18 protein-coding genes are annotated in these 18,987 nt (G+C 37.0%); 15 read left to right on the forward strand and 3 right to left on the reverse strand.

Features of this window, described 5'->3' with window-relative positions:
* Positions 1-81 precede the first annotated feature (81 nt).
* Complete coding sequence (locus FHL06_RS06455) at positions 82-2,436, forward strand: phosphoketolase family protein (RefSeq protein ID WP_153385410.1); 2,355 nt, start codon at positions 82-84, stop codon at positions 2,434-2,436.
* Positions 2,437-3,134: 698 nt separating this feature from the next.
* Complete coding sequence (locus tag FHL06_RS06460) at positions 3,135-3,320, forward strand: hypothetical protein (RefSeq protein ID WP_153385411.1); 186 nt, start codon at positions 3,135-3,137, stop codon at positions 3,318-3,320.
* 109 nt (positions 3,321-3,429) lie between these two features.
* Here FHL06_RS06460 and FHL06_RS06465 read toward each other — a convergent pair whose 3' ends face one another.
* Both FHL06_RS06465 and FHL06_RS06470 read right to left on the reverse strand, forming a co-directional pair.
* On the reverse strand, positions 3,430-3,819 hold the full coding sequence (locus FHL06_RS06465) for a winged helix-turn-helix transcriptional regulator (protein WP_153385412.1): 390 nt from the start codon (positions 3,817-3,819) through the stop codon (positions 3,430-3,432).
* Between the two features lie 50 nt (positions 3,820-3,869).
* A complete protein-coding gene (locus tag FHL06_RS06470; RefSeq protein WP_153385413.1) occupies positions 3,870-5,072 on the reverse strand; it encodes an MFS transporter in 1,203 nt (400 codons plus the stop codon).
* Between the two features lie 485 nt (positions 5,073-5,557).
* On the opposite strand from FHL06_RS06470, the gene FHL06_RS06475 reads away from it, so the two are divergent.
* Genes FHL06_RS06475 through FHL06_RS06485 form a run of 3 tightly spaced genes read left to right on the forward strand, consistent with a single transcriptional unit; the run spans position 5,558 to position 8,189 of the window.
* Positions 5,558-6,526, forward strand: a complete 969-nt coding sequence (locus FHL06_RS06475) for an ABC transporter substrate-binding protein (protein ID WP_153385436.1) — start codon at positions 5,558-5,560, stop codon at positions 6,524-6,526.
* A 9-nt stretch (positions 6,527-6,535) separates the two neighbouring features.
* The gene (locus FHL06_RS06480) at positions 6,536-7,486 is read left to right on the forward strand and encodes an ABC transporter permease (protein WP_153385414.1); all 951 of its coding nucleotides are present in this window, start codon (positions 6,536-6,538) and stop codon (positions 7,484-7,486) included.
* The gene (locus FHL06_RS06485; RefSeq protein ID WP_153385415.1) at positions 7,434-8,189 is read left to right on the forward strand and encodes an ABC transporter ATP-binding protein; all 756 of its coding nucleotides are present in this window, start codon (positions 7,434-7,436) and stop codon (positions 8,187-8,189) included. Before FHL06_RS06480 ends, FHL06_RS06485 begins: the two co-directional genes overlap by 53 nt.
* Before the next feature lie 241 nt (positions 8,190-8,430).
* On the opposite strand, the gene FHL06_RS06490 is transcribed toward FHL06_RS06485, so the two are convergent.
* Positions 8,431-9,234 (reverse strand): tyrosine-protein phosphatase, encoded by an 804-nt coding sequence (locus FHL06_RS06490; RefSeq protein WP_153385416.1) that lies wholly within the window; start codon positions 9,232-9,234, stop codon positions 8,431-8,433.
* 61 nt (positions 9,235-9,295) lie between these two features.
* Between FHL06_RS06490 and FHL06_RS06495 the strand changes: the two genes are divergently transcribed.
* From FHL06_RS06495 to FHL06_RS06540, 10 genes are all read left to right on the forward strand, one after another.
* Positions 9,296-10,405 carry a glycerate kinase gene (locus FHL06_RS06495; protein ID WP_153385417.1) on the forward strand — a complete coding sequence of 370 codons (1,110 nt, stop codon included), beginning with the start codon at positions 9,296-9,298 and terminating at the stop codon, positions 10,403-10,405.
* Between the two features lie 80 nt (positions 10,406-10,485).
* The gene (locus tag FHL06_RS06500; RefSeq protein ID WP_153385418.1) at positions 10,486-10,974 is read left to right on the forward strand and encodes a universal stress protein; all 489 of its coding nucleotides are present in this window, start codon (positions 10,486-10,488) and stop codon (positions 10,972-10,974) included.
* Positions 10,975-11,019: 45 nt separating this feature from the next.
* The gene (locus FHL06_RS06505) at positions 11,020-11,565 is read left to right on the forward strand and encodes a DNA-3-methyladenine glycosylase I (RefSeq protein WP_153385419.1); all 546 of its coding nucleotides are present in this window, start codon (positions 11,020-11,022) and stop codon (positions 11,563-11,565) included.
* A 36-nt stretch (positions 11,566-11,601) separates the two neighbouring features.
* Positions 11,602-12,093, forward strand: coding sequence for a hypothetical protein (locus FHL06_RS06510; protein WP_153385420.1), 492 nt, complete (start codon positions 11,602-11,604; stop codon positions 12,091-12,093).
* A complete protein-coding gene (locus tag FHL06_RS06515; protein WP_153385421.1) occupies positions 12,090-12,914 on the forward strand; it encodes an ATP-binding cassette domain-containing protein in 825 nt (274 codons plus the stop codon). The genes FHL06_RS06510 and FHL06_RS06515 overlap by 4 nt, the downstream gene beginning before the upstream one ends.
* A complete protein-coding gene (locus FHL06_RS06520; protein WP_153385422.1) occupies positions 12,904-13,578 on the forward strand; it encodes a hypothetical protein in 675 nt (224 codons plus the stop codon). Before FHL06_RS06515 ends, FHL06_RS06520 begins: the two co-directional genes overlap by 11 nt.
* A 69-nt stretch (positions 13,579-13,647) precedes the next feature.
* Positions 13,648-14,172 (forward strand): GNAT family N-acetyltransferase, encoded by a 525-nt coding sequence (locus FHL06_RS06525; protein ID WP_153385423.1) that lies wholly within the window; start codon positions 13,648-13,650, stop codon positions 14,170-14,172.
* A 121-nt stretch (positions 14,173-14,293) separates the two neighbouring features.
* Positions 14,294-15,463, forward strand: a complete 1,170-nt coding sequence (locus tag FHL06_RS06530; protein ID WP_153385424.1) for a metallophosphoesterase family protein — start codon at positions 14,294-14,296, stop codon at positions 15,461-15,463.
* A gap of 14 nt (positions 15,464-15,477) precedes the next feature.
* Positions 15,478-17,385, forward strand: a complete 1,908-nt coding sequence (gene asnB, locus FHL06_RS06535; protein ID WP_153385425.1) for an asparagine synthase (glutamine-hydrolyzing) — start codon at positions 15,478-15,480, stop codon at positions 17,383-17,385.
* Between the two features lie 365 nt (positions 17,386-17,750).
* The gene (locus tag FHL06_RS06540) at positions 17,751-18,971 is read left to right on the forward strand and encodes a carboxylate--amine ligase (protein ID WP_153385437.1); all 1,221 of its coding nucleotides are present in this window, start codon (positions 17,751-17,753) and stop codon (positions 18,969-18,971) included.
* The last annotated feature ends 16 nt before the right edge of the window (positions 18,972-18,987 follow it).

An 18,987-nucleotide genomic window follows, 5' to 3' on the forward strand; every position in this document is an offset into this window, starting at 1 on the left:
GAACCAATTTATTAAATGGTTGACTTTTAAACTTTCTCTAGTTATCATAATAGTTGTAAATACATAAGGAGTGTGCTGGTAATGACAGATTACTCATCAAAAGAATATTTCAATTTAGTAGATAAATATTGGCAAGCAGCTAATTACATCTCTGTTGGTCAATTATATTTAAAAGATAATCCTTTATTAAGACGTGAATTAAAGCCCGAAGACGTTAAGGTTCACCCAATTGGACACTGGGGAACTATCGCTGGTCAAAACTTTATTTATGCTCATTTGAACCGTGCTATCAATAAGTATGGTCTCAAGATGTTCTATATCGAAGGACCCGGTCATGGTGGTCAAGTTATGGTTTCTAACTCATATCTTGACGGTAGTTATACTGAAATTTATCCAGAAATTACACAAGATACTAAGGGTATGCAAAAATTGTTCAAGCAATTCTCATTCCCTGGTGGTGTTGCTTCTCACGCCGCTCCTGAAACTCCAGGATCAATGCATGAAGGTGGAGAATTAGGTTATTCTCTATCACATGGTGTCGGAGCAATCCTTGACAATCCTGATGAAATCGCCGCAGTTGTTATTGGTGATGGTGAATCTGAAACTGGCCCATTGGCTGCTTCATGGTTCTCAAATGTCTTCATCAACCCAGTTGATGATGGTGCCGTATTGCCAATCTTAAACCTCAATGGATTCAAGATTTCTAACCCTACAATCTTGTCACGTAAGAGTGATGAAGAATTGACTGAATACTTCAAAGGTATGGGTTGGGATCCAATGTTCGTTGAAGGAACAGATCCAGAAAAGATGCACCCAGAAATGGCTAAGACCGTTGATAGTGCTATCGAAAAGATTCAATCAATTCAAACAGAAGCTAGAAAGCACTCTGCAGAAGATGCTAAGATGCCACATTGGCCTGTAATCATCTTCCGTGCACCTAAAGGCTGGACAGGTCCTAAGACTTGGGATGGCGAACCTATCGAAGGCTCATTTAGAGCTCACCAAATTCCAATTCCTGTTGACCAAAATGATATGGAACACGCCGACAAATTAGTCGAATGGATGAAGTCATATAAGCCTGACGAATTATTTGACGAAAATGGTAAATTGAAGTCAGACATCGCTGCTATTATCCCTAAGGGACAAAGCAGAATGGCTATGAACCCAATCGTTAATGGTGGGGTCGATCCTAAGCCATTGAACTTGCCTGATTATAAGAATTACGCTTTGAAATTTGACAAGCGTGGCGATAAGAACGCTCAAGATATGATTGAATTAGGTAAATATCTTGGTGACGTCATCAAGAAGAATCCAACAAACTTTAGATTGTTTGGTCCTGATGAAACAATGTCAAATCGCTTGTATGGTGCCTTTGATGCTAGTCCTCGTCAATGGATGGAATCTGTTCACGAACCAAATGACCAATTTGAAGCACCAGCAGGTCGCATCATTGATTCACAACTTTCAGAACATCAAGCTGAAGGATTCAACGAAGGCTATGCACTAACAGGTCGTCACGGAATCTTTGCCAGTTATGAAGCCTTCTTGAGAGTTGTCGACTCAATGTTGACACAACACTTCAAGTGGTTGAGAAAAGCTAATGAGTTGAAATGGAGAAACAAATACCCATCACTCAATGTTATTGCTACATCAACTGCTTTCCAACAAGACCACAACGGATACACTCACCAAGATCCTGGTATCATCACGCACTTAGCTGAAAAGAAGCCAGAATACATCCGTGAGTACTTCCCAGCTGACACAAACTCATTGTTAGCTGTTATGCCTAAGATTTTAAATGACCAAGAAAAAATCAACTTGTTGGTCACATCTAAGCAACCAAGACCTCAATTTTACTCAATTGAGGAAGGTGAAGAATTAGCTGAAAAGGGACTTAAGGTAATCGATTGGGCCTCAAACGACAATGGGGATCCAGACATCGTCATCGCCGCAGCCGGAACAGAACCAAACCTTGAATCATTAGCAGCTATCAGTATCTTAAGAAAAGAAAAACCAGAACTTAAGATTAGATTCGTTAACGTTGTAGATCTATTGAAGTTAAGATCACCAGAAGTAGACCCAAGAGGTTTAACTGATGAACAATTCAATGAAATCTTCACCGTTGACAGACCAGTACTATTCGCCTTCCATGGTTTTGAAGACATCATCAAAGATATCTTCTTCGACCGTGACAATCACAACCTATTCGTCCATGGCTACCGTGAAAATGGTGACATCACAACACCATTTGATATGCGTGTAGTAAATGAAATGGACAGATTCCACCTAGCAGAAGAAGCTGCAGAAGCAGTACAAGGCGACGCAGCCAATGACTTTGCCGATAAGATGGAAGAAGAAGTGGATAAACACAATAAGTATATCCGCGAATATGGTGACGATTTGCCAGAAGTTAGAAATTGGAAGTGGGAAAACTAGAGAGCGCAACAGGGGCGCCCAGCCCACGAGGATTAAGACCAATATCTCAGGTGGTTGCGAAGCAACCGCCAGAGATATTAGACTTAACCGGAATGGGTTGCCCCTGTGGAGCTCGTTTCCACTATAAAAATAAAACCAATGGTTATTTAACTAAAGAACAAACAGTTCTAACCAACCAATACGAAAAAAAGGCTATTCAAAGTAGAATAACCCAACCCCAAAGAAAATCAAAAACCCACGTCAACCCTTGTCAAGTTGACGTCCGAAAATAATATAAAGTCAAATAGATTTTAAAAAGTCGTGTCTCAATATAAAAGAGCACGGCTTTTATTATTACCAAAATAAAATTAAAATTATTAATCAAAATCACTCATCACAACTGTTCATATCATCTAAACAACTGTCCATAAACGCCGGTACAGCGGGGCTGACAATCAAAATAAGTTTAAAAATAATTGAATAAGTTTAATTTTAAGAAAGCTTCATAATTATTTCAGAAAAATGTGACGTCTTTTAAGACACGTACTGCGAGTATGTCCCATTCTTTAATTCATTCTAAGATATTAATCCCCTTTATTAGAATAAAACAGTTGTCCCATTGAAAGTCCACGAAAGCCCGACCTAATGGGTTGTAAAAGGCATTTTATCATGTTAATGTCATCTATGGAAAATAAGAAAACACATAAGGGGTGGATGTTATGACAACAAGAAATGTAAAAATTATGGAAGTAGCACTAATGGCGGTAGTGGCCGTGTTATTAATGATGTTATTCATTTTGCAAAGCCGATACTCCATTCCCGCAGTAGCCGTTCTAGCTATTGTGCTGGCAGTTTACTCAGAAGATAGAATTTCAAAGAAACATACATTCAAATATATTGATTAATATTAATTGATAATAAGTTTTAATAATCAGAATTAACTTCGACGAGAGTCCTCATAATTGAGGGCTTTTTTTTTACAAAAAAAGCGCTGAACCATTAAGTTCAACGCTTTTAATCAGCATAAGGCAAAATATCGTTTGCGACATCTTCTTTATTGAGCAAGATGATATTTTCACCATTTTGCTTGCGACGTTCGATGTCATTTTCACCCCAAACGCAGAGCTCCTCCAAAATTTTGTTGAGTGATTGCCCATAAGCAGTCAAAGAATATTCAACTTTCGGCGGAACCTGATCGTAAATTTTGCGGGAGATGATGCCGTCAGTTTCCAATTCACGCAATTGTTGTGTCAGCATCTTCTGAGTGATGTTAGGAATGGCGCGCCGCAATTGACCCGTGCGCATTTTTCCATGTTTGAGGTGGCAGAGGATAATTGGTTTCCATTTGCCTCCGATAATTCGCATGGTATTTTCCACGCCAATATTATAAATTGCTTGTTTCATTACGCGACTTCCTCTCATTGGTACAGGTATCTTATCATCAAGGCCTCAACTTAGCAATTTTCGAGGTCTAATTCTTTAGCAGGTTTATTTTCCAGCTTGATCAAAACTGCCATCAAAATGATACCAACACTCAGCATAATTACCCCAAGCCAAGGAGTATTGACTAATTGACTGTGGGCCACTGCTTGACCGCCAAGAGTTGACCCCAAAGTTATTCCAACATTGAAAGCTGAAATATTCAAAGCTGAAGCCAAAGGAACTTCATTAGGCGTATATTTTTCAGCTAATTGGACGATGTAGAGTTGTAATCCTGGTACGTTCATGAAAGCAAATAAACCGAGTAAAAGTATCGCTGCTAAACCTAAGAAATGTAAATTGATGAAGAATCTCATTACGATTAGAGCAAGTCCTAAACCAAGAAACATTTTCAAAAGTGCAGTTAAAGGGTTTTGGTTCGCAAATTTACCGCCAAGCGTATTGCCGACTGCAACTGCTAAACCATAAAAAATCAAAATGATGACGATGGCACTTTGCGACCAATTCATATTTTTATTCAAAATAGTCGTCAAGTAAGTATAGACAGGGAAAGTTGCTCCATAACCTAAGGCTGTGATAAGTAAAATCAACAACAATTGCGGTTGTTTCAAAATTTTCCAAATGCCTCTGGCACTGGTAGGTTTAGGTAAAGGCAATTTATTCGGAACTAGGATGATATTAGTAATCAAGCCAATTAATCCTAAAGCTACTAAGAAGAAAAATGATAATCGCCAGTTAAAGTTATTGCCGATAAAAGTCCCTAGTGGAACTCCAGTAATCGTAGCAACGGTCAAACCAGTGAACATTACAGCAATAGCAGAAGCACGTTTATTCGGCGTTACGACATCAGCGGCAATCAGAGAAGCAATCGTCATAAAGATTCCATGCGACAAAGCGGCAATGACGCGACCAACTAACAAAATCGCAAAACTTGGTGCTAGAGCAGCCAAAGTATTTCCGACAATGAAACTAAGCATGATGCCAATTAAGAGCTTTTTGCGATCCCAGCGATTAGTCAATAAGGCTAGGATTGGAGCACCAAACATAATTCCTGTGGCATAGATAGAAACAGTCAAGCCTCCTTGAGCCAGTGAGATACCAAAAGTTTTAGTCAGTAATGGCATAATCCCGACACTGATAAATTCTGTAGAACCAATTGCAAAAGCACTGATGGCTAGTGATAAAAGAATCCAAGTGGATGAAACTTTTTTATTCATATTTATTTAATCCCCCTAAAGTGGTGTTTTAAAGTGCAAGTATCATTATATTTAGTTAGGAGAATTAAACAATTACGCACTTTAAAGTGCAGTAGGGACTAAAAAGTACCTATCATTTTAGTTTTAATTAAAATTAAATTATTTTAATATACTTATTGACATTTTAATATTTAAATGTTTAACTAGGCTTTGTAAATTGAAAACGGAAGGAACAATTATTATGAAATTCGATAATCTTAGTTCACAGTTAAATAATCAATTTGCCTTTAGCTTTTTCTTTAGATAGCGTTTGTATTCAGTCGCTGGATACGAACGCGGACGTTGTTCGTATCTATTGATTGGCTAAAGTTTTTCAGTATGTCATTGAAGCCAGATAGATACTAGGGTTGAATCTATCTGGAGAAAATATTTGGGCCCAAGTATACCAGTTAGATTCGCTTTTGAATCTAACTGGTTTTTTTTATACATTTGGGAGGATAAAGATGATGAAAAAATATTTAGTAGGACTATTAACAATAGCTATGACGGCTTTAATTTTAGTGGGATGTTCCAATAATGCATCTGCAAGCGATAAAACTTTGAACGTGGGGATTTTGCAAATCGTACCGCATGGTTCGCTTGATGCCGCCAGAAAAGGCTTCAAGTCAGAGCTCAATAAAGAGGTAAAAGCTCACGATAAATCAATCAAAATCAACTATAACTATCAAAATGCTCAAGGAGATCAGTCGAATCTAAACTCGATGGCCCAACAGTTGACCCAAAAGAAAAACGATTTGATTCTAGGGATTGCCACACCATCAGCTCAAGCACTAGCTAAGAAAACTAAGACAACGCCAATCGTCGTTACAGCTGTCACTAATCTAAAGAGTGCCGGACTTGTCAAAAATGATGAAAAACCAGCAACTAATGTGACCGGTACGAAAGATTTGGGACCAGTGGATAAGCAACTCAAGCTGTTAAAATCTTTGACCAAAAACAATAAACCAATTGGCGTGATGTACAATTCTTCGGAAGAAAATTCCGTCTTGCAAGTCAAAATGGTTAAAAAATATGCTAAAAATCACAATTTGAAACTAAATATTGTCAGCGTTACTAGTACCAACGACGTTGCCAGTGCTGTTTCAGGAATGGCTGATAAGGTATCAGGAATCTATTTGCCAACCGATAATCTGATGGCTAGTTCAATGAAAACTATCGGCAAAAAAGCACAAGCGGCCAAACTTCCAGTCGTAACTGGTTCAATCGAAATGGCTGAAGATGGGGGAACAGCAACTTATGGCATCAACTATAACGATCTCGGCAAGCAAACGGCCAAGATGGCTTATCAAATTTTAATCAACAAAAAGAAGCCCCAAAATATGGCAGTAGAAACTTCACATACGTTGAGACTTTACGTTAATAAAAATAATGCTAAAGCACTCGGGATCAAGCCTGATAAAATTCAAAAACCATAGGAGGAAATTATGCTGATATCAAGTCTTGGACAAGGATTATTATGGGCGCCTTTAGCTATTGGCGTTTTCATAACTTTTAGAATTTTAGATATACCGGATTTAACGACCGAAGGCAGTTTTCCTTTTGGAGCTGCTGTGACAGTTAGCTTAATGGTCAAAGGACAATCGGCAATTATTGCTACTTTAGTCGGATTTTTAGCAGGTTGTCTGGCAGGATTCGTCACTGGAATTTTAGATACAAAGTTAAAGATACCTTCGCTTTTAGCGGGAATTCTCACAATGACTGGTTTGTATTCAATCAACATGCACATCATGGGAAAATCCAATGTGCCACTACTAAATGAAAAAGTGCTGACAGAATATTTGCCAATGAGTTTTAGTTTAGAGATGCAAACTATTATTTTAGGCATCATTGTTACAGGTATCGTTTTAATATTGCTTTATCTAATGTTTAAAACTAGATTAGGACTTTCTTTAATGGCAACAGGAAACAATAAAAACATGTCTGAAGCTAATGGTATTAATACAGACAATATGATTATCTTTGGATATATGATTTCAAACGGGATGATAGCTTTGTCAGGTGCTTTGATAGCTCAAAGTAACGGTTACGCTGACATCGGTATGGGAATTGGCACGATTGTCATTGGCTTGGCCTCAGTCTTAGTTGGAGAAATTTTCCTACGAGGTCACAGCATTTTGATTAGATTATTCGCTATGGTCCTAGGAGCAATCGTCTATCGTTTATTACTGACCGTTGCCATGGGACTAGGTTTTCCAGCCGATGACTTGAAGATTTTATCGGCAATTATCTTAGTAATCGTAATTTGTGTTCCTATCGTCCAAAATCGCATCAAGACGAAACGTCAATTAAAAAAATATCTCAAACAAATGGAGGCAACTAACGATGACAGTACTACAAGTCAAGCACCTGCAAAAAGTCTTCTTTCCCGGGACTGAGAATGAACGCCACGTTTTAAAAAATATCAACTTACAAGTCGATCAAGGAGATTTCATTTCAGTTATTGGAAATAATGGAGCCGGCAAGTCAACTTTATTAAATGCGATTGCTGGAACTTTAAAAGCTGACGCTGGAGAAATCGACCTCGAAAAACATAACGTTTCCAAAAAAACAGTTGCTTATCGTTCGCGCTACATGTCACGAGTGTTCCAAGACCCTAAGATGGGGACCGCAGGAGATTTGACGGTATTGCAAAATCTAATTTTAGCCAAAAGCCACACGCAAACGATTAATTTGAAGTGGTATCAGAAAAAAACTGATATTGTTTACTTCAAAGCTTTATTGGAATCACTCAATATGGGTCTCGAAAACTTTTTGGGAACGCAAGTTAAATATCTATCTGGTGGGCAAAGGCAAGCTTTATCGTTATTGATGGCGACTTTGAGCAAGCCAAAACTGCTTTTATTGGATGAACACACGGCAGCACTTGACCCCAAGACCAGTCAAGAAGTGATGAAGATAACTGAAAAAATCGTGACCAAAGAAAAATTGACCACGATGATGATTACTCACAAAATGACGGACGCCTTAAAATATGGCAATCGTTTGGTAATGATTCAAAATAGCCAAATCAAATTAGATGTTAAAGGCGAAGCAAAGAAGAATCTCGATGCTACGCAATTGTTGCAAAAATTTGAGTAAAATAAAAAACCAGTTGCTGAAGTAGGATTCAGTAACTGGTTTTACTTGTCTATAATCCACTATCAGGGGGGAAGGATGGATTATAAGATTGTTGTATTTAAGAATAATTTTTATACGAAGATTATTTATATAGGGGGGATAAGTTTTAAGGGCTTCTTGCTCTTTCAACTTACAAGTACATCATAACCAGTAAATGTGAAGAAAGTATGATGCCAATGTTCACAAATTGAGAAGTTTTTGATTATTCTAGATAAATTTTCTTCAAAGTATTGATTTCAGAGGAAGTTACCTTGAGTTCTTCTTTGATATACTTATCTAAACTGCCATACGATCTGTCGATTGTGTTTAGAGCAGTTGTTAAATAATTGTTGTGAACAGTCATTAAATCGCGAACGGAATTAAGTACTTCGGGTTCGTTATAGCCTTTAGCTTCTAGTTCACTGATCAAGTTATCGACATATTCTTTGTTAGCTACATTAGTCAACAAATAGTCTTCTTTGATGGTCTCCAAAGGAACGCCTAAAGCTTTGAGTAAGAAGACTGCTCCCATACCAGTTCTATCTTTACCAGCACTGCAGTGGAAGAGTAAGACTTCATTGTCGTTAACATTTAGTAATAATTGATTAAAGAATTTTCGATATGCGGCTTTAGCGGAATCTCCTGTGATAATATCACGGTAGACGTCCAACATGTGAGCGTAGCCGTTAGTAGGGTCGCCATTTATTTCAGGAATATAAGTTTCGCTTTGGACTTCAGAAGATTTAGTTTCATCTTCTTGGAAAACAGGGGCCCAAACGTAACGAACGCCTGCAGGCTTCTTGTCAGGCTTTGAGTCGACTTCTTGTTTTGAACGCAAATCGATATCGATTTTGAATCCATAATCTTTTAAGTAGTTAAGATCATTGTCTGTTAAATCGGATAAACCAGCTGATCTAAGAAGTTTGTGATACTTAACAGTTGTGCCGTCTTTTGTTTTATATCCGCCAAGTTCACGGAAATTAATGCCTTTTTCAAGGTCTAGAACACGTTTTTCTTCGTTAGCCATTCTTAATTACCTCGTTGTTTTTTCTAATTATTATTATAACAAAGGAAGAGTCATCCTAATCATGAAGTTTATTATTGCACCAGGAAAATACAGCAATCATATTACGACTAAAATTGGTCAAGCAATTTATAGCGGTATCGCCCGTGCATTACCAGATGCTCAAATTGCAACTATGCCTGTGACGGATAGTAAAGACGGCATGCCAGCATTGATCAATCATACTTTAGGTGGACAATGGGTCGAGATACCGTTTTTTGACGCCTTTTGGCAAAATAAAACCGGACGTTATTTGATAGCTAATATCGATAGTCAAGATACCGCTATTATGGACTCAGAGCAAGTAGTCGGCGTAGATTTAGCAAAAAATAAAACACGAAATGAATTGTTTCATGCGACAAGTTATGGTATTGGAGAATTTATTGTTGATACCGTAACTAGCGGCTTAAAGAATATCGTTCTCTGTTTAGGGAAGACGGCTGTGGCTGATGGTGGTCTAGGAGCTTTACAGGCGCTTGGAGCAAAGATTTATGATGAGGATAACCAATTGATTCCAGAAGGAGAAAATCCTTTGATAAGAGCATATCGGATAGATATGGAAGATGTTTACGAATTGCTCGGCAAACGGACGAAAATCACCGTTTTATTAAACTTTTCCACCACGCATAAATTGTGTGACACTGTTGAGTACTTGAACGAAACGCAGGAAAGTTTTTTGGAGGATAATTTGGTTTACGTTTCCGAAAAGCTGAATCAGAAGTATAATTTAGATATACACCCGATGCCACATTCAAACTCAATCAAGACATTGGCAGGGGCGTTTGCAATGATTAATGCACGAATTTTACGGTCATCGTTTGAGTGGGTCGCTAAGGTCACGGGCATGAATGAAACAATTCGTTCTGCCGATATTTTAATAACTGCGACTGACAAAATTTCGAAGGATTCGATGCACGATGATATTTTGTATCACTTGAGTCGAATGGCTGGTCTGGAAAAAGTTCCTACGTTTGTTTTGTGCAATAATTTTGTTGATGATTTTCAAAATTATGAACAAATGTTTACAGGGATTTTTTCGACGCAGATGACAGAATATGATGATGAAATCACTATTTTTGAAAACTATGAATCAGTAGCTAATCAATTAGCACGGACATTTTCGGCTTTTAAATGAGGTATTTTATTGAATAATAGATATGAATGCATTAATCTAAAAATAAAGGATTTTCAATAAGTGCATTGGAGGATTGAATTATGGAACAAGATTATAAGAAGATTTTAGTTCCCGTAGATGGATCAAAAGAAGCTGAAATGGCTTTTAAGAAAGCTATAAAAGTTGCACAAATGAATGGCGGACATGTAGATGTTTTAACTGTTCTGGATACGAAACAATTCATCGGATTGCATGGTGGCATGCTTAATGGAGACGTTATTTACCAACTTTCCGAAGATGCCCAAAAATATCTCAATGAATTAAAAGACGATGCTGTTAAAAATGGTTTCGATGAAAATAACATTGCCATTCACGTGCGTTTTGGAGAACCAAAGACAGTCATTTCTCAAGAATTCGTTGAAGAGTACGAAAATGATTTGATTATGATTGGTTCAACCGGTATGAATGCTGTAACTCGTCTCTTGGTCGGTTCAGTTTCTGAATATGTCACAAGAAATGCTAGAACAGATGTTATTATTGTCAGAACTGACATTGATAACAAGCGTTTGGCTGATAAGAAGAAACAATAAAAAAATAAGCTGGCTTTGGCCAGCTTTTTTGTTAGGAGAATTACTATGAGATGTCCTTGGGCTGATAGTTCCAAAGAAATGCAAGATTACCACGATAATGAATGGGGCAAAGTCAGTCACGACGAACGTTATTTCTTTGAGATGCTGACTTTAGAAGGTGCTCAAGCTGGTCTTTCTTGGGCGACAATTATCAAACGTCGCAAGACTTATAAAATAGCCTATGATAATTTTGATATAAAAAAAATTGCTAATTATGACCAAGCTAAACGGGATGCTCTATTGGAAGACAAAGGCATTATTCGCAATCGTTTGAAGGTCGATGCATCGATAAAAAATGCTAAATTGATTCAGGATATGCACCTTCGTGGCGAAAAATTTTCGGATTATATCTGGAATTTTGTCGACAATAAACCGATAATTAATCATTATAGTAGTCAAAGTGAAATGCCAGCACAGACTGAATTGTCACAAAAAATCAGCCGGGATTTAAAAAAGCGTGATTTCAAATTTGTCGGTCCAACAATCGTATATTCATTTCTACAAGCAGTTGGAGTGATTAATGATCACCTAGAGTCCTGTGATTTTAAATAAAAATTAGTATAATGGTATTAAAGACGGAGGATAACTATGGATTCTGAAACTATTAGCAATTTAGCCGATTGGCTTTATACAAACAGAAAGAAAATTGAAGATAAGTCACAAGAATTTGACGCCCAAAAGATTTATGACATCTTGGATTCACTTGGGGTTTTAAGAAAACCTATTAAAGAATATTTTGAAATGACTGAAGATGATTATTACCAAAATGAATCAGATCATCGTTTGACTTTACAAAATCCAGGGAACAAACTTAGCGAATTGCACGACCGCGTGCAAGTAAATCACGTTGATGGTTCTTTTGCAGGTCACGACATCAATTTTACTTATAATCACGAAGACCCATATGGAAAGGGAGATTATAAAGTTAAGACTGATGTGGACTTGATTGACTACTCATTCACGGTTATTGGTGCAGTTTACGATAATACAATTGTCGCCGATGTTAGAAATTCAATCTCAAAGGATGCTATTTTGTCTATCGGACTAGCAGCCAGAGCGGTTGAGGAATATTTGAAATGAAATTAATATCACTCAATGATTTGTCATTGAAAACTGAAGGCTACTTTGCATTTAAGCATGTAGCCTTTTCTTTATCTCAAAAGGAGATTATCGGTATCAACGGCGATAATGGTAGCGGTAAAACTTTACTTTTAGAGGCAATATCAGACAGAATAACGCCTGATAGCGGTGAACTTATGTACACACCGGGAGTAAGAATCGGTTACTTGCCCCAAGAAAACCCTCAACAAATTGATCAATCAGTCAAAAAATATTTAGAAGAAACCAGACGATTGTCGAAAAAATTGGCAGTTAGGACTGACCAATTGCAAGGGATGATTACATTTTTAGGCCTGACGCCTTATTTAGATCGACCAGTCTCTCAACTCTCAATTGGATTAAGAAGACGAATCGACTTTTTAGCAACTTTAGCCGGACATCCTAACGTCTTGTTGTTAGATGAGCCTTTTGTTTTTCAAACTAAGCAGACAATTTCGCAAATGTTAAAGCTGCTTCAAGATTTAAAGGACAATGGTTCCGGCATCATCATTGCAGCAACTAATTTTGACGATTCAGTTCAACAATATTTAGATAACGGCTATCTCATAAAGGACAATGCTTTGCAACAAATTCCTTACTTCCAGCAAAAAGAGCAGTGTCGATTATTATTTCGGATTAATCCAAATTCTTCAGCGATAACAAAGGACCTTGAAAAATACGTCACTGAAAACATCAACGATATGGTGGAATTGACGATTCCCTTAGCCTTAAAGGGTAGCTTGATTACGAAGATGGAACGACTCAATTATCATTTCGAGGGGGTAGAGTCTAGTGAAAATTAGAATACTTTTGAGAACTTATCTCCAATCACTCTTCCAAGATTTCTGGTATTTGACGATGCTCTTTAGTCTAATTGTCTTTGGCCTAACAGCTGAGCCGTTATTTAAAATTACGTCGATTAAAAAATTTAGCTTTTTATTAGTGGAAATCTTTTTTTTGGCACTCTTTTCAACCATGAATCTTTATTCTCGCGATGCTAAAGAGAACAAATATTTAAAAAAAAGGGTCAATAGTTATTTTGCAGATGCTTTCAGTCAATTTTTGGCGGCAGTAATCGTGAATCTTTTTTCAGGTATTTTGATTTTTATTTTTAGTTTGATTTTAAATCACAACTTTCTCTTTGATTTAAATGCTATCCTTGCTTTGATTTCGTGTGGCTTTTTAGGAAGTTCGATTGCAACTTTATTTAAGACCCAATGGTATAATCATCCCAATCTAGGTCAAGTCGGTATTTTGGTATTCACATATTTAGCTCTCACTGGAAGCGTGATTGAAATTTTGAGTACTGTACAATACGTCTTGCCACCATTGTCAAAAATGATTATAGCTTTGCAAAATAAGACGACGATTATTCATTTATTGCCAATTACAGGGCAGACATTTTTATATGGATTTGTTCTATTTGTTATTAGTAGTTTTATATATAGAAAAAATAAAAAAATTTGAGAAAAACTGTTGCAAAGAAGTGGATTTATCTGCTTTAATAGCCTGATGAAATAAGGAGGCTTTTGTTTTATGAGTAATATTTATTTACGCCAATCAATCCCTGACGACTTGCCAAAGATTGTTAATATTATCGAAGGTGCCAAAGAAACTCTCCGCAATCGTGGAGTTGCTCAATGGCAACAAGGTTATCCTGACGAAGCAATCCTCAGTCAAGACATTAACGAAAAGATTAGTTTCGTATTGATGTTAGACGGTGAAGTGGTCGGAACCGCTGCTTTGCAACAGGGTTATGATAAGAATTACCAAAAAATGACTACTGGTGCCTGGTCCAAAGATTCTGAAGTAACTTATTCAGTTATTCATCGAATCGCTGTCGAACCTGGACATCAAGGTCAACATCTTTCGGCGTCTTTAGTTCAACAACTTTTGACGATGTCATATTATTTAGGTTATCGCGATGTTAGAATTGATACACATCCAGATAATTTGGTGATGCAACATGTGATATCGAGCAATGGTTTTGTTGAAAAAGGCACTATCACTATGGATACGGATCACCGTATTCGTAAAGCGTATCAAATTCTCTTGAAATAAGCATAGAAGACTTTTTCTAAAGATATTTGATATATAATTGAGCCATAATAAGACCATCGTAAGGTGGTTTTTTTACTATATACAAATGTTTCACTAGTATTGGATATTGGAGAACAGTAAATTGAAGATTAAAAATATAACAGGCAAGATATTTTCACCAAGACGTTCAGAGATTGTATCAACGCAAACGGATAATTTTTTTAGAAAACTCAAGCCAAGACCTTATGTGGTCGATTATATTGAGGGTGTCTATAAAAATAGCGTCTTACCTAATGTAAATCAAGATACTCTAACGATTTCTGTTTTGACTGATACTCATGCTAAAGCTATTGCCAGTGCTTCATACTATGGTATCAATGGGATGCGGCATATTATTGAAGCCAATCAAGTTGCAACGGACGTTGGTTTAGACTTAAATGTTCACTTGGGCGATTTGATGGATGGCAGCGACAAACCTGAGATCAGTCGTGGTATTTTGAAATTTGCAGTGGAAAATTATCAAAAGAGCAAGCCACCATTTTACATTATCGAAGGCAATCACGATGAAAATGATAAGTACGATGAACATCGATTTTTCAAAACTGCTTCATTTCACCGTGATGATTATGATATGTTAGTAGCGAAGTATGATTTTGAACAACCTGAAATTTTTCGCTTGAATCAAGTTTCAAAAGTTGGTTGGTACGATAAAGGCGATGTCCGAATCATCTTCATTGATACCAGTGATATTCCTTATATTCTTAGTAACGGTTCTAAGAAATACGACTTCAAGAAAGTTAGAGGAGTCAGAGAACAACAACTGGAGGATTTGACCACTATTTTGGAGCAGTCGGTCGATAAGCACGTGGTTGTAATGGGCCACGCTAATATTATCAGTCCAAGTGGGCGCAGTGCCTTAAACTTCAATGGTGATTTAGTTCAACAATTATTAGTTGCGTTCAACAACAAAGCTTCTGGACAGTTGAAAAATGAATTAACAGGAGATTTTGGTGTAGATATTCGCTACGATTTCTCGTCTACCGGCATTTCTAAGGTAACGACTTATATTTGTGGACATATGCATTACGAAAAAAACTACAAAGTTTCTGAAATTAATCATATAATATTAAATTGTTCGGCCCTGATGGGGAAAAAGCATGGGTTGACGATGGACTATAACAAAAAATGGGACAGACGATACAATGAAATCTCTGAATTAGCAGGATATTTCATCAATATCGACCCGAAAAAATTACGCTTACAAATTTTTGGTTACGGAGCCGCAACAAGGTATGTAAGTTTTGAAATATAAGGGAGAATTTTTTTATGTGTGGAATTGTCGGATTCGTAGATAAAAACATCGCAGACAAGAAGCCTGTAATTGAAGCAATGATGGATACGATCAAGCACCGTGGTCCCAACAGTTCTGGTGAACTAGTGGAAAACGACACTGCTTTAGGTTTTCGTCGCTTGAGTATCATTGATATTAACAGTGGTATGCAACCTATCTATAACGAAGATAAATCAAAAGCCATTATCTTTAATGGTGAAATTTACAATTATCAAGATGTTAGAAAAGATTTAAAAGAAGCTGGACATATTTTCAGCACTGAAACAGATACAGAAGTTTTACTCCATGGTTTTGAGGAATGGGGTATCCAAGGATTATTGAAGAAAATCCGTGGAATGTTCGCCTTTGTCATTTATGACCTGAAGACTGGCGATATTACGGGTGCTAGAGACTTCTTTGGTATCAAACCTTTGTATTATTACAATCGTGAAGGTACATTTATTTTTGGTTCTGAAATCAAGTCTTTCTTGAAAGAGCCAAACTTTAAAAAAGAGCTCAATAAAGCTGCTCTAAAGCCTTATTTAACTTTCCAATATTCAGCTATGAATGAGACTTTCTTTAAGAATGTCTTCCGTATTCCTGAAGGCCACTACTTTACTTATAAAGATGGCAAATTAAGCATCAAGAAATATTGGGACATGGAATTCAAAGAAAACCACCTCTCATTTGAAGAAACGGTTAAACGAATTGATAGTTCATTGCGTGACTCAGTTAAGGAACATTCTATTAGTGATGTTCCAGTTGGCTCATTATTGTCCAGTGGGGTCGATTCCAGTTATGTTACAGCTATTTTGAAGCCACAACATACTTACTCGATTGACTTTGATACGAGTACTTATGAAGAGGGTACAGCCGCAAAACTCTTGGCTGATAAATTAGGCTTGGAAAATACTCGTGGTATCGTTACAAAAGAAGAGGCTGTTAAGTCGCTTCCTTTGATTCAGTACTACATGGATGAACCTGATGCCAACCCATCTTGCGTGCCGCTATACTTCCTAACTAAATTAGCGAGCCGCGACGTTACCGTTATACTTTCTGGTGAAGGTGCCGATGAGTTGTTTGCAGGATATGCTAACTATGGTTTCCATTCACATTCAAAGGCTATTCGTGTCGTTGCTGAAGATTTGAAGAAGTTGCCAAAAGGCGTTAAGTATCGCTTGGCTCATGGCTTGAAGAAGATGCCTAATTTCCCTGGTCGCTTGCACTTATATGAATCAACGGCTAAAGCTGAAGAATTCTTCATTGGTGAAGCTAAGATTTTCACTGAAAAAGAAGCAGCTGATTTAGTTAAACCTGAATTTGAAAAATCTCGATCGGTTAAGGATATCGTTATGCGCAGCTATCGCAAGGTCAGTGGTTATGACGATGAAGTTAAGAAGATGCAATATCTTGATTTCCATCAATTTATGTCAAATGACATTTTATTAAAAGCTGATCGTATGAGTATGGCTAATTCAATGGAATTACGTGTACCATTCTTGGATAAAGAAGTTGCTCGAGTAGCTTCTGGCGTTCCTACAAAATATCTTTTGAATAGCAAAGACAGCAAGTATGCGCTTCGTGTGGCTGCAGAACGTGCTTTGCCAGAAGAATGGGCTAAACGTGAAAAACTTGGCTTCCCAGTGCCAATCCGTGAATGGATTAGAACAAAAGAAGTTTATGAAGATTTCCGTAAGTTGTTCAGTTCTGACTTTGCAGGCGAATTCTTCAACCAAGATGCTATCTTGAAGATGCTAGATGGCTGTTACAAGGGTGAAAATGATGACCGCCGTAAGGTTTGGACAATCTATACCTTCCTAATTTGGTACAAAGTCTTCTTCATCGATGATGGTAAAAAGCCTGATGTCGATCCTCAAGTCGTTGTTCCTGAAACAAGCAAATAAGTTATTTTTTATTGAAGGCTATCAATTTAATCGTTAAATTGATAGTTTTTTTGTTATGATGGTCTTTAGTCATGACAAAAATGATTTGAAACATAATGAAAATTATATTTAAGCGTTATGACGGTACGGCCGATATATGATATAGTAATAAGTTGTCATCTAAGACCGAAATTAGATAAATTAAGAAAATAATAAACCCGCGAAATTAAATACCATTGGATGATTCAATGTGCTAAATTGAGTATGGTATAATTTTGTTTGAATTGTGTGTAATTTTAAGAATAGAATTTTAATATAGTAAGAGGTTGATCCCTATCGAAACTGAATCAGGAAAAAAATTCACGCCCATCCTTTTGGGTAGTGATATGAATGTTTACGGAATGGCTCGTGCTTTCCATGAACTTTATGGGGGCACTGTTAAGGCATATGCTGAAGTTCAATTGGCACCGACAAGATATACAAAAATCTTAGACTTAACACTTCACTCTGGATTTTCTGAAGACCCTGTTTTTATTGAAAAAATGCGAGAAATTGCTAAAGTTTATCAAAACCATAAGGAACCAGTTATTTTGATTGGTTGTGGGGATGGTTATGCTGAACTTATCAGTAAACACAAGGACGAGTTGTCAAAAACTTTTGTTTGTCCATACGTTGATTATGATTTGTTGAAATCCTTGAATAATAAAGAGAGTTTCTACAAAGTAGCGGATGAACACAATTTGCCACATCCTTTAACAAAAATTATCACTAAAGATATGTATGAAAATAAAAAAGATATGGATGTTCCATTCGATTTCCCCGTGGCATTAAAACCTGCCAATAGTGTCGAATGGTTGGACATTCATTTTGAAGGACGCAAGAAGGCCTTTACGATTCACTCTGAAAAGGAATACATGGATATTGTCGGTAAAATTTATGACAATGGTTATACTTCAGATTTGATTCTTCAAGACTTTATTCCTGGCGATGATTCCAACATGCGTGTTTTGAATGCTTATGTTGATCAAGAACATCACGTCAAGATGATGTGTTTAGGTCACCCAATTTTGGAGGACCCAACTCCACAATCAATTGGTAACTACGTTGCAATCATCCCCGAATTTAATCAGGATGTTTACGATTTAGTTCAAAAGTTCCTTGAAGATATCGAATTCACTGGCTATGCCAACTTCGATATGAAATATGACTCCCGTGATAAGACTTTCAAGTTCTTTGAAATCAATTTACGTCAAGGAAGAAGTAGCTTCTTCGTGACCCTCAATGGTTATAATCTTGCCAAATATGTAGTGGAAGATTATATTGAAGGTAGCTTAGAAAATACGCCAACAGTTTATGCCAATAAAAATAAGGCACAACATAAACTTTGGTTAGGAGTTCCTGTTAAAGTCTTCAATAAGTATGCAGCTAAAAATGATGCTACAGCTTATGCTGACGAGTTGATCAAACAAGATCGCATCGGAACGACTGTTTTCTATGATAAAGACAAATCCTTTAAACGCTGGTTGTTGTTGACTTACATGTTCCATAATTATGTAAAGAGATTCGACAAATACTTTGAAGCTAATAAAGGGCGCGACTTTAAATAACCGAGGGGGTTTTAGT

Origin of the sequence: Companilactobacillus halodurans (genome assembly GCF_009600985.1) — a bacterium.
Lineage (GTDB): Bacteria > Bacillota > Bacilli > Lactobacillales > Lactobacillaceae > Companilactobacillus > Companilactobacillus halodurans.

Excerpts from the sequence above, each read along its gene's own strand:
- FHL06_RS06465 (WP_153385412.1), bottom strand. The coding sequence starts at position 3,819 with ATGAAACAAGCAATTTATAATATTGGCGTGGAAAATACCATGCGAATT.
- FHL06_RS06490 (WP_153385416.1), bottom strand. The coding sequence starts at position 9,234 with ATGGCTAACGAAGAAAAACGTGTTCTAGACCTTGAAAAAGGCATTAAT.
- FHL06_RS06510 (WP_153385420.1), top strand. The coding sequence starts at position 11,602 with ATGGATTCTGAAACTATTAGCAATTTAGCCGATTGGCTTTATACAAAC.
- FHL06_RS06455 (WP_153385410.1), top strand. The coding sequence starts at position 82 with ATGACAGATTACTCATCAAAAGAATATTTCAATTTAGTAGATAAATAT.
- FHL06_RS06505 (WP_153385419.1), top strand. The coding sequence starts at position 11,020 with ATGAGATGTCCTTGGGCTGATAGTTCCAAAGAAATGCAAGATTACCAC.
- FHL06_RS06480 (WP_153385414.1), top strand. The coding sequence starts at position 6,536 with ATGCTGATATCAAGTCTTGGACAAGGATTATTATGGGCGCCTTTAGCT.
- asnB (WP_153385425.1), top strand. The coding sequence starts at position 15,478 with ATGTGTGGAATTGTCGGATTCGTAGATAAAAACATCGCAGACAAGAAG.
- FHL06_RS06485 (WP_153385415.1), top strand. The coding sequence starts at position 7,434 with ATGACAGTACTACAAGTCAAGCACCTGCAAAAAGTCTTCTTTCCCGGG.
- FHL06_RS06540 (WP_153385437.1), top strand. The coding sequence starts at position 17,751 with ATGAATGTTTACGGAATGGCTCGTGCTTTCCATGAACTTTATGGGGGC.
- FHL06_RS06470 (WP_153385413.1), bottom strand. The coding sequence starts at position 5,072 with ATGAATAAAAAAGTTTCATCCACTTGGATTCTTTTATCACTAGCCATC.
- FHL06_RS06515 (WP_153385421.1), top strand. The coding sequence starts at position 12,090 with ATGAAATTAATATCACTCAATGATTTGTCATTGAAAACTGAAGGCTAC.
- FHL06_RS06500 (WP_153385418.1), top strand. The coding sequence starts at position 10,486 with ATGGAACAAGATTATAAGAAGATTTTAGTTCCCGTAGATGGATCAAAA.
- FHL06_RS06495 (WP_153385417.1), top strand. The coding sequence starts at position 9,296 with ATGAAGTTTATTATTGCACCAGGAAAATACAGCAATCATATTACGACT.
- FHL06_RS06475 (WP_153385436.1), top strand. The coding sequence starts at position 5,558 with ATGAAAAAATATTTAGTAGGACTATTAACAATAGCTATGACGGCTTTA.
- FHL06_RS06525 (WP_153385423.1), top strand. The coding sequence starts at position 13,648 with ATGAGTAATATTTATTTACGCCAATCAATCCCTGACGACTTGCCAAAG.
- FHL06_RS06460 (WP_153385411.1), top strand. The coding sequence starts at position 3,135 with ATGACAACAAGAAATGTAAAAATTATGGAAGTAGCACTAATGGCGGTA.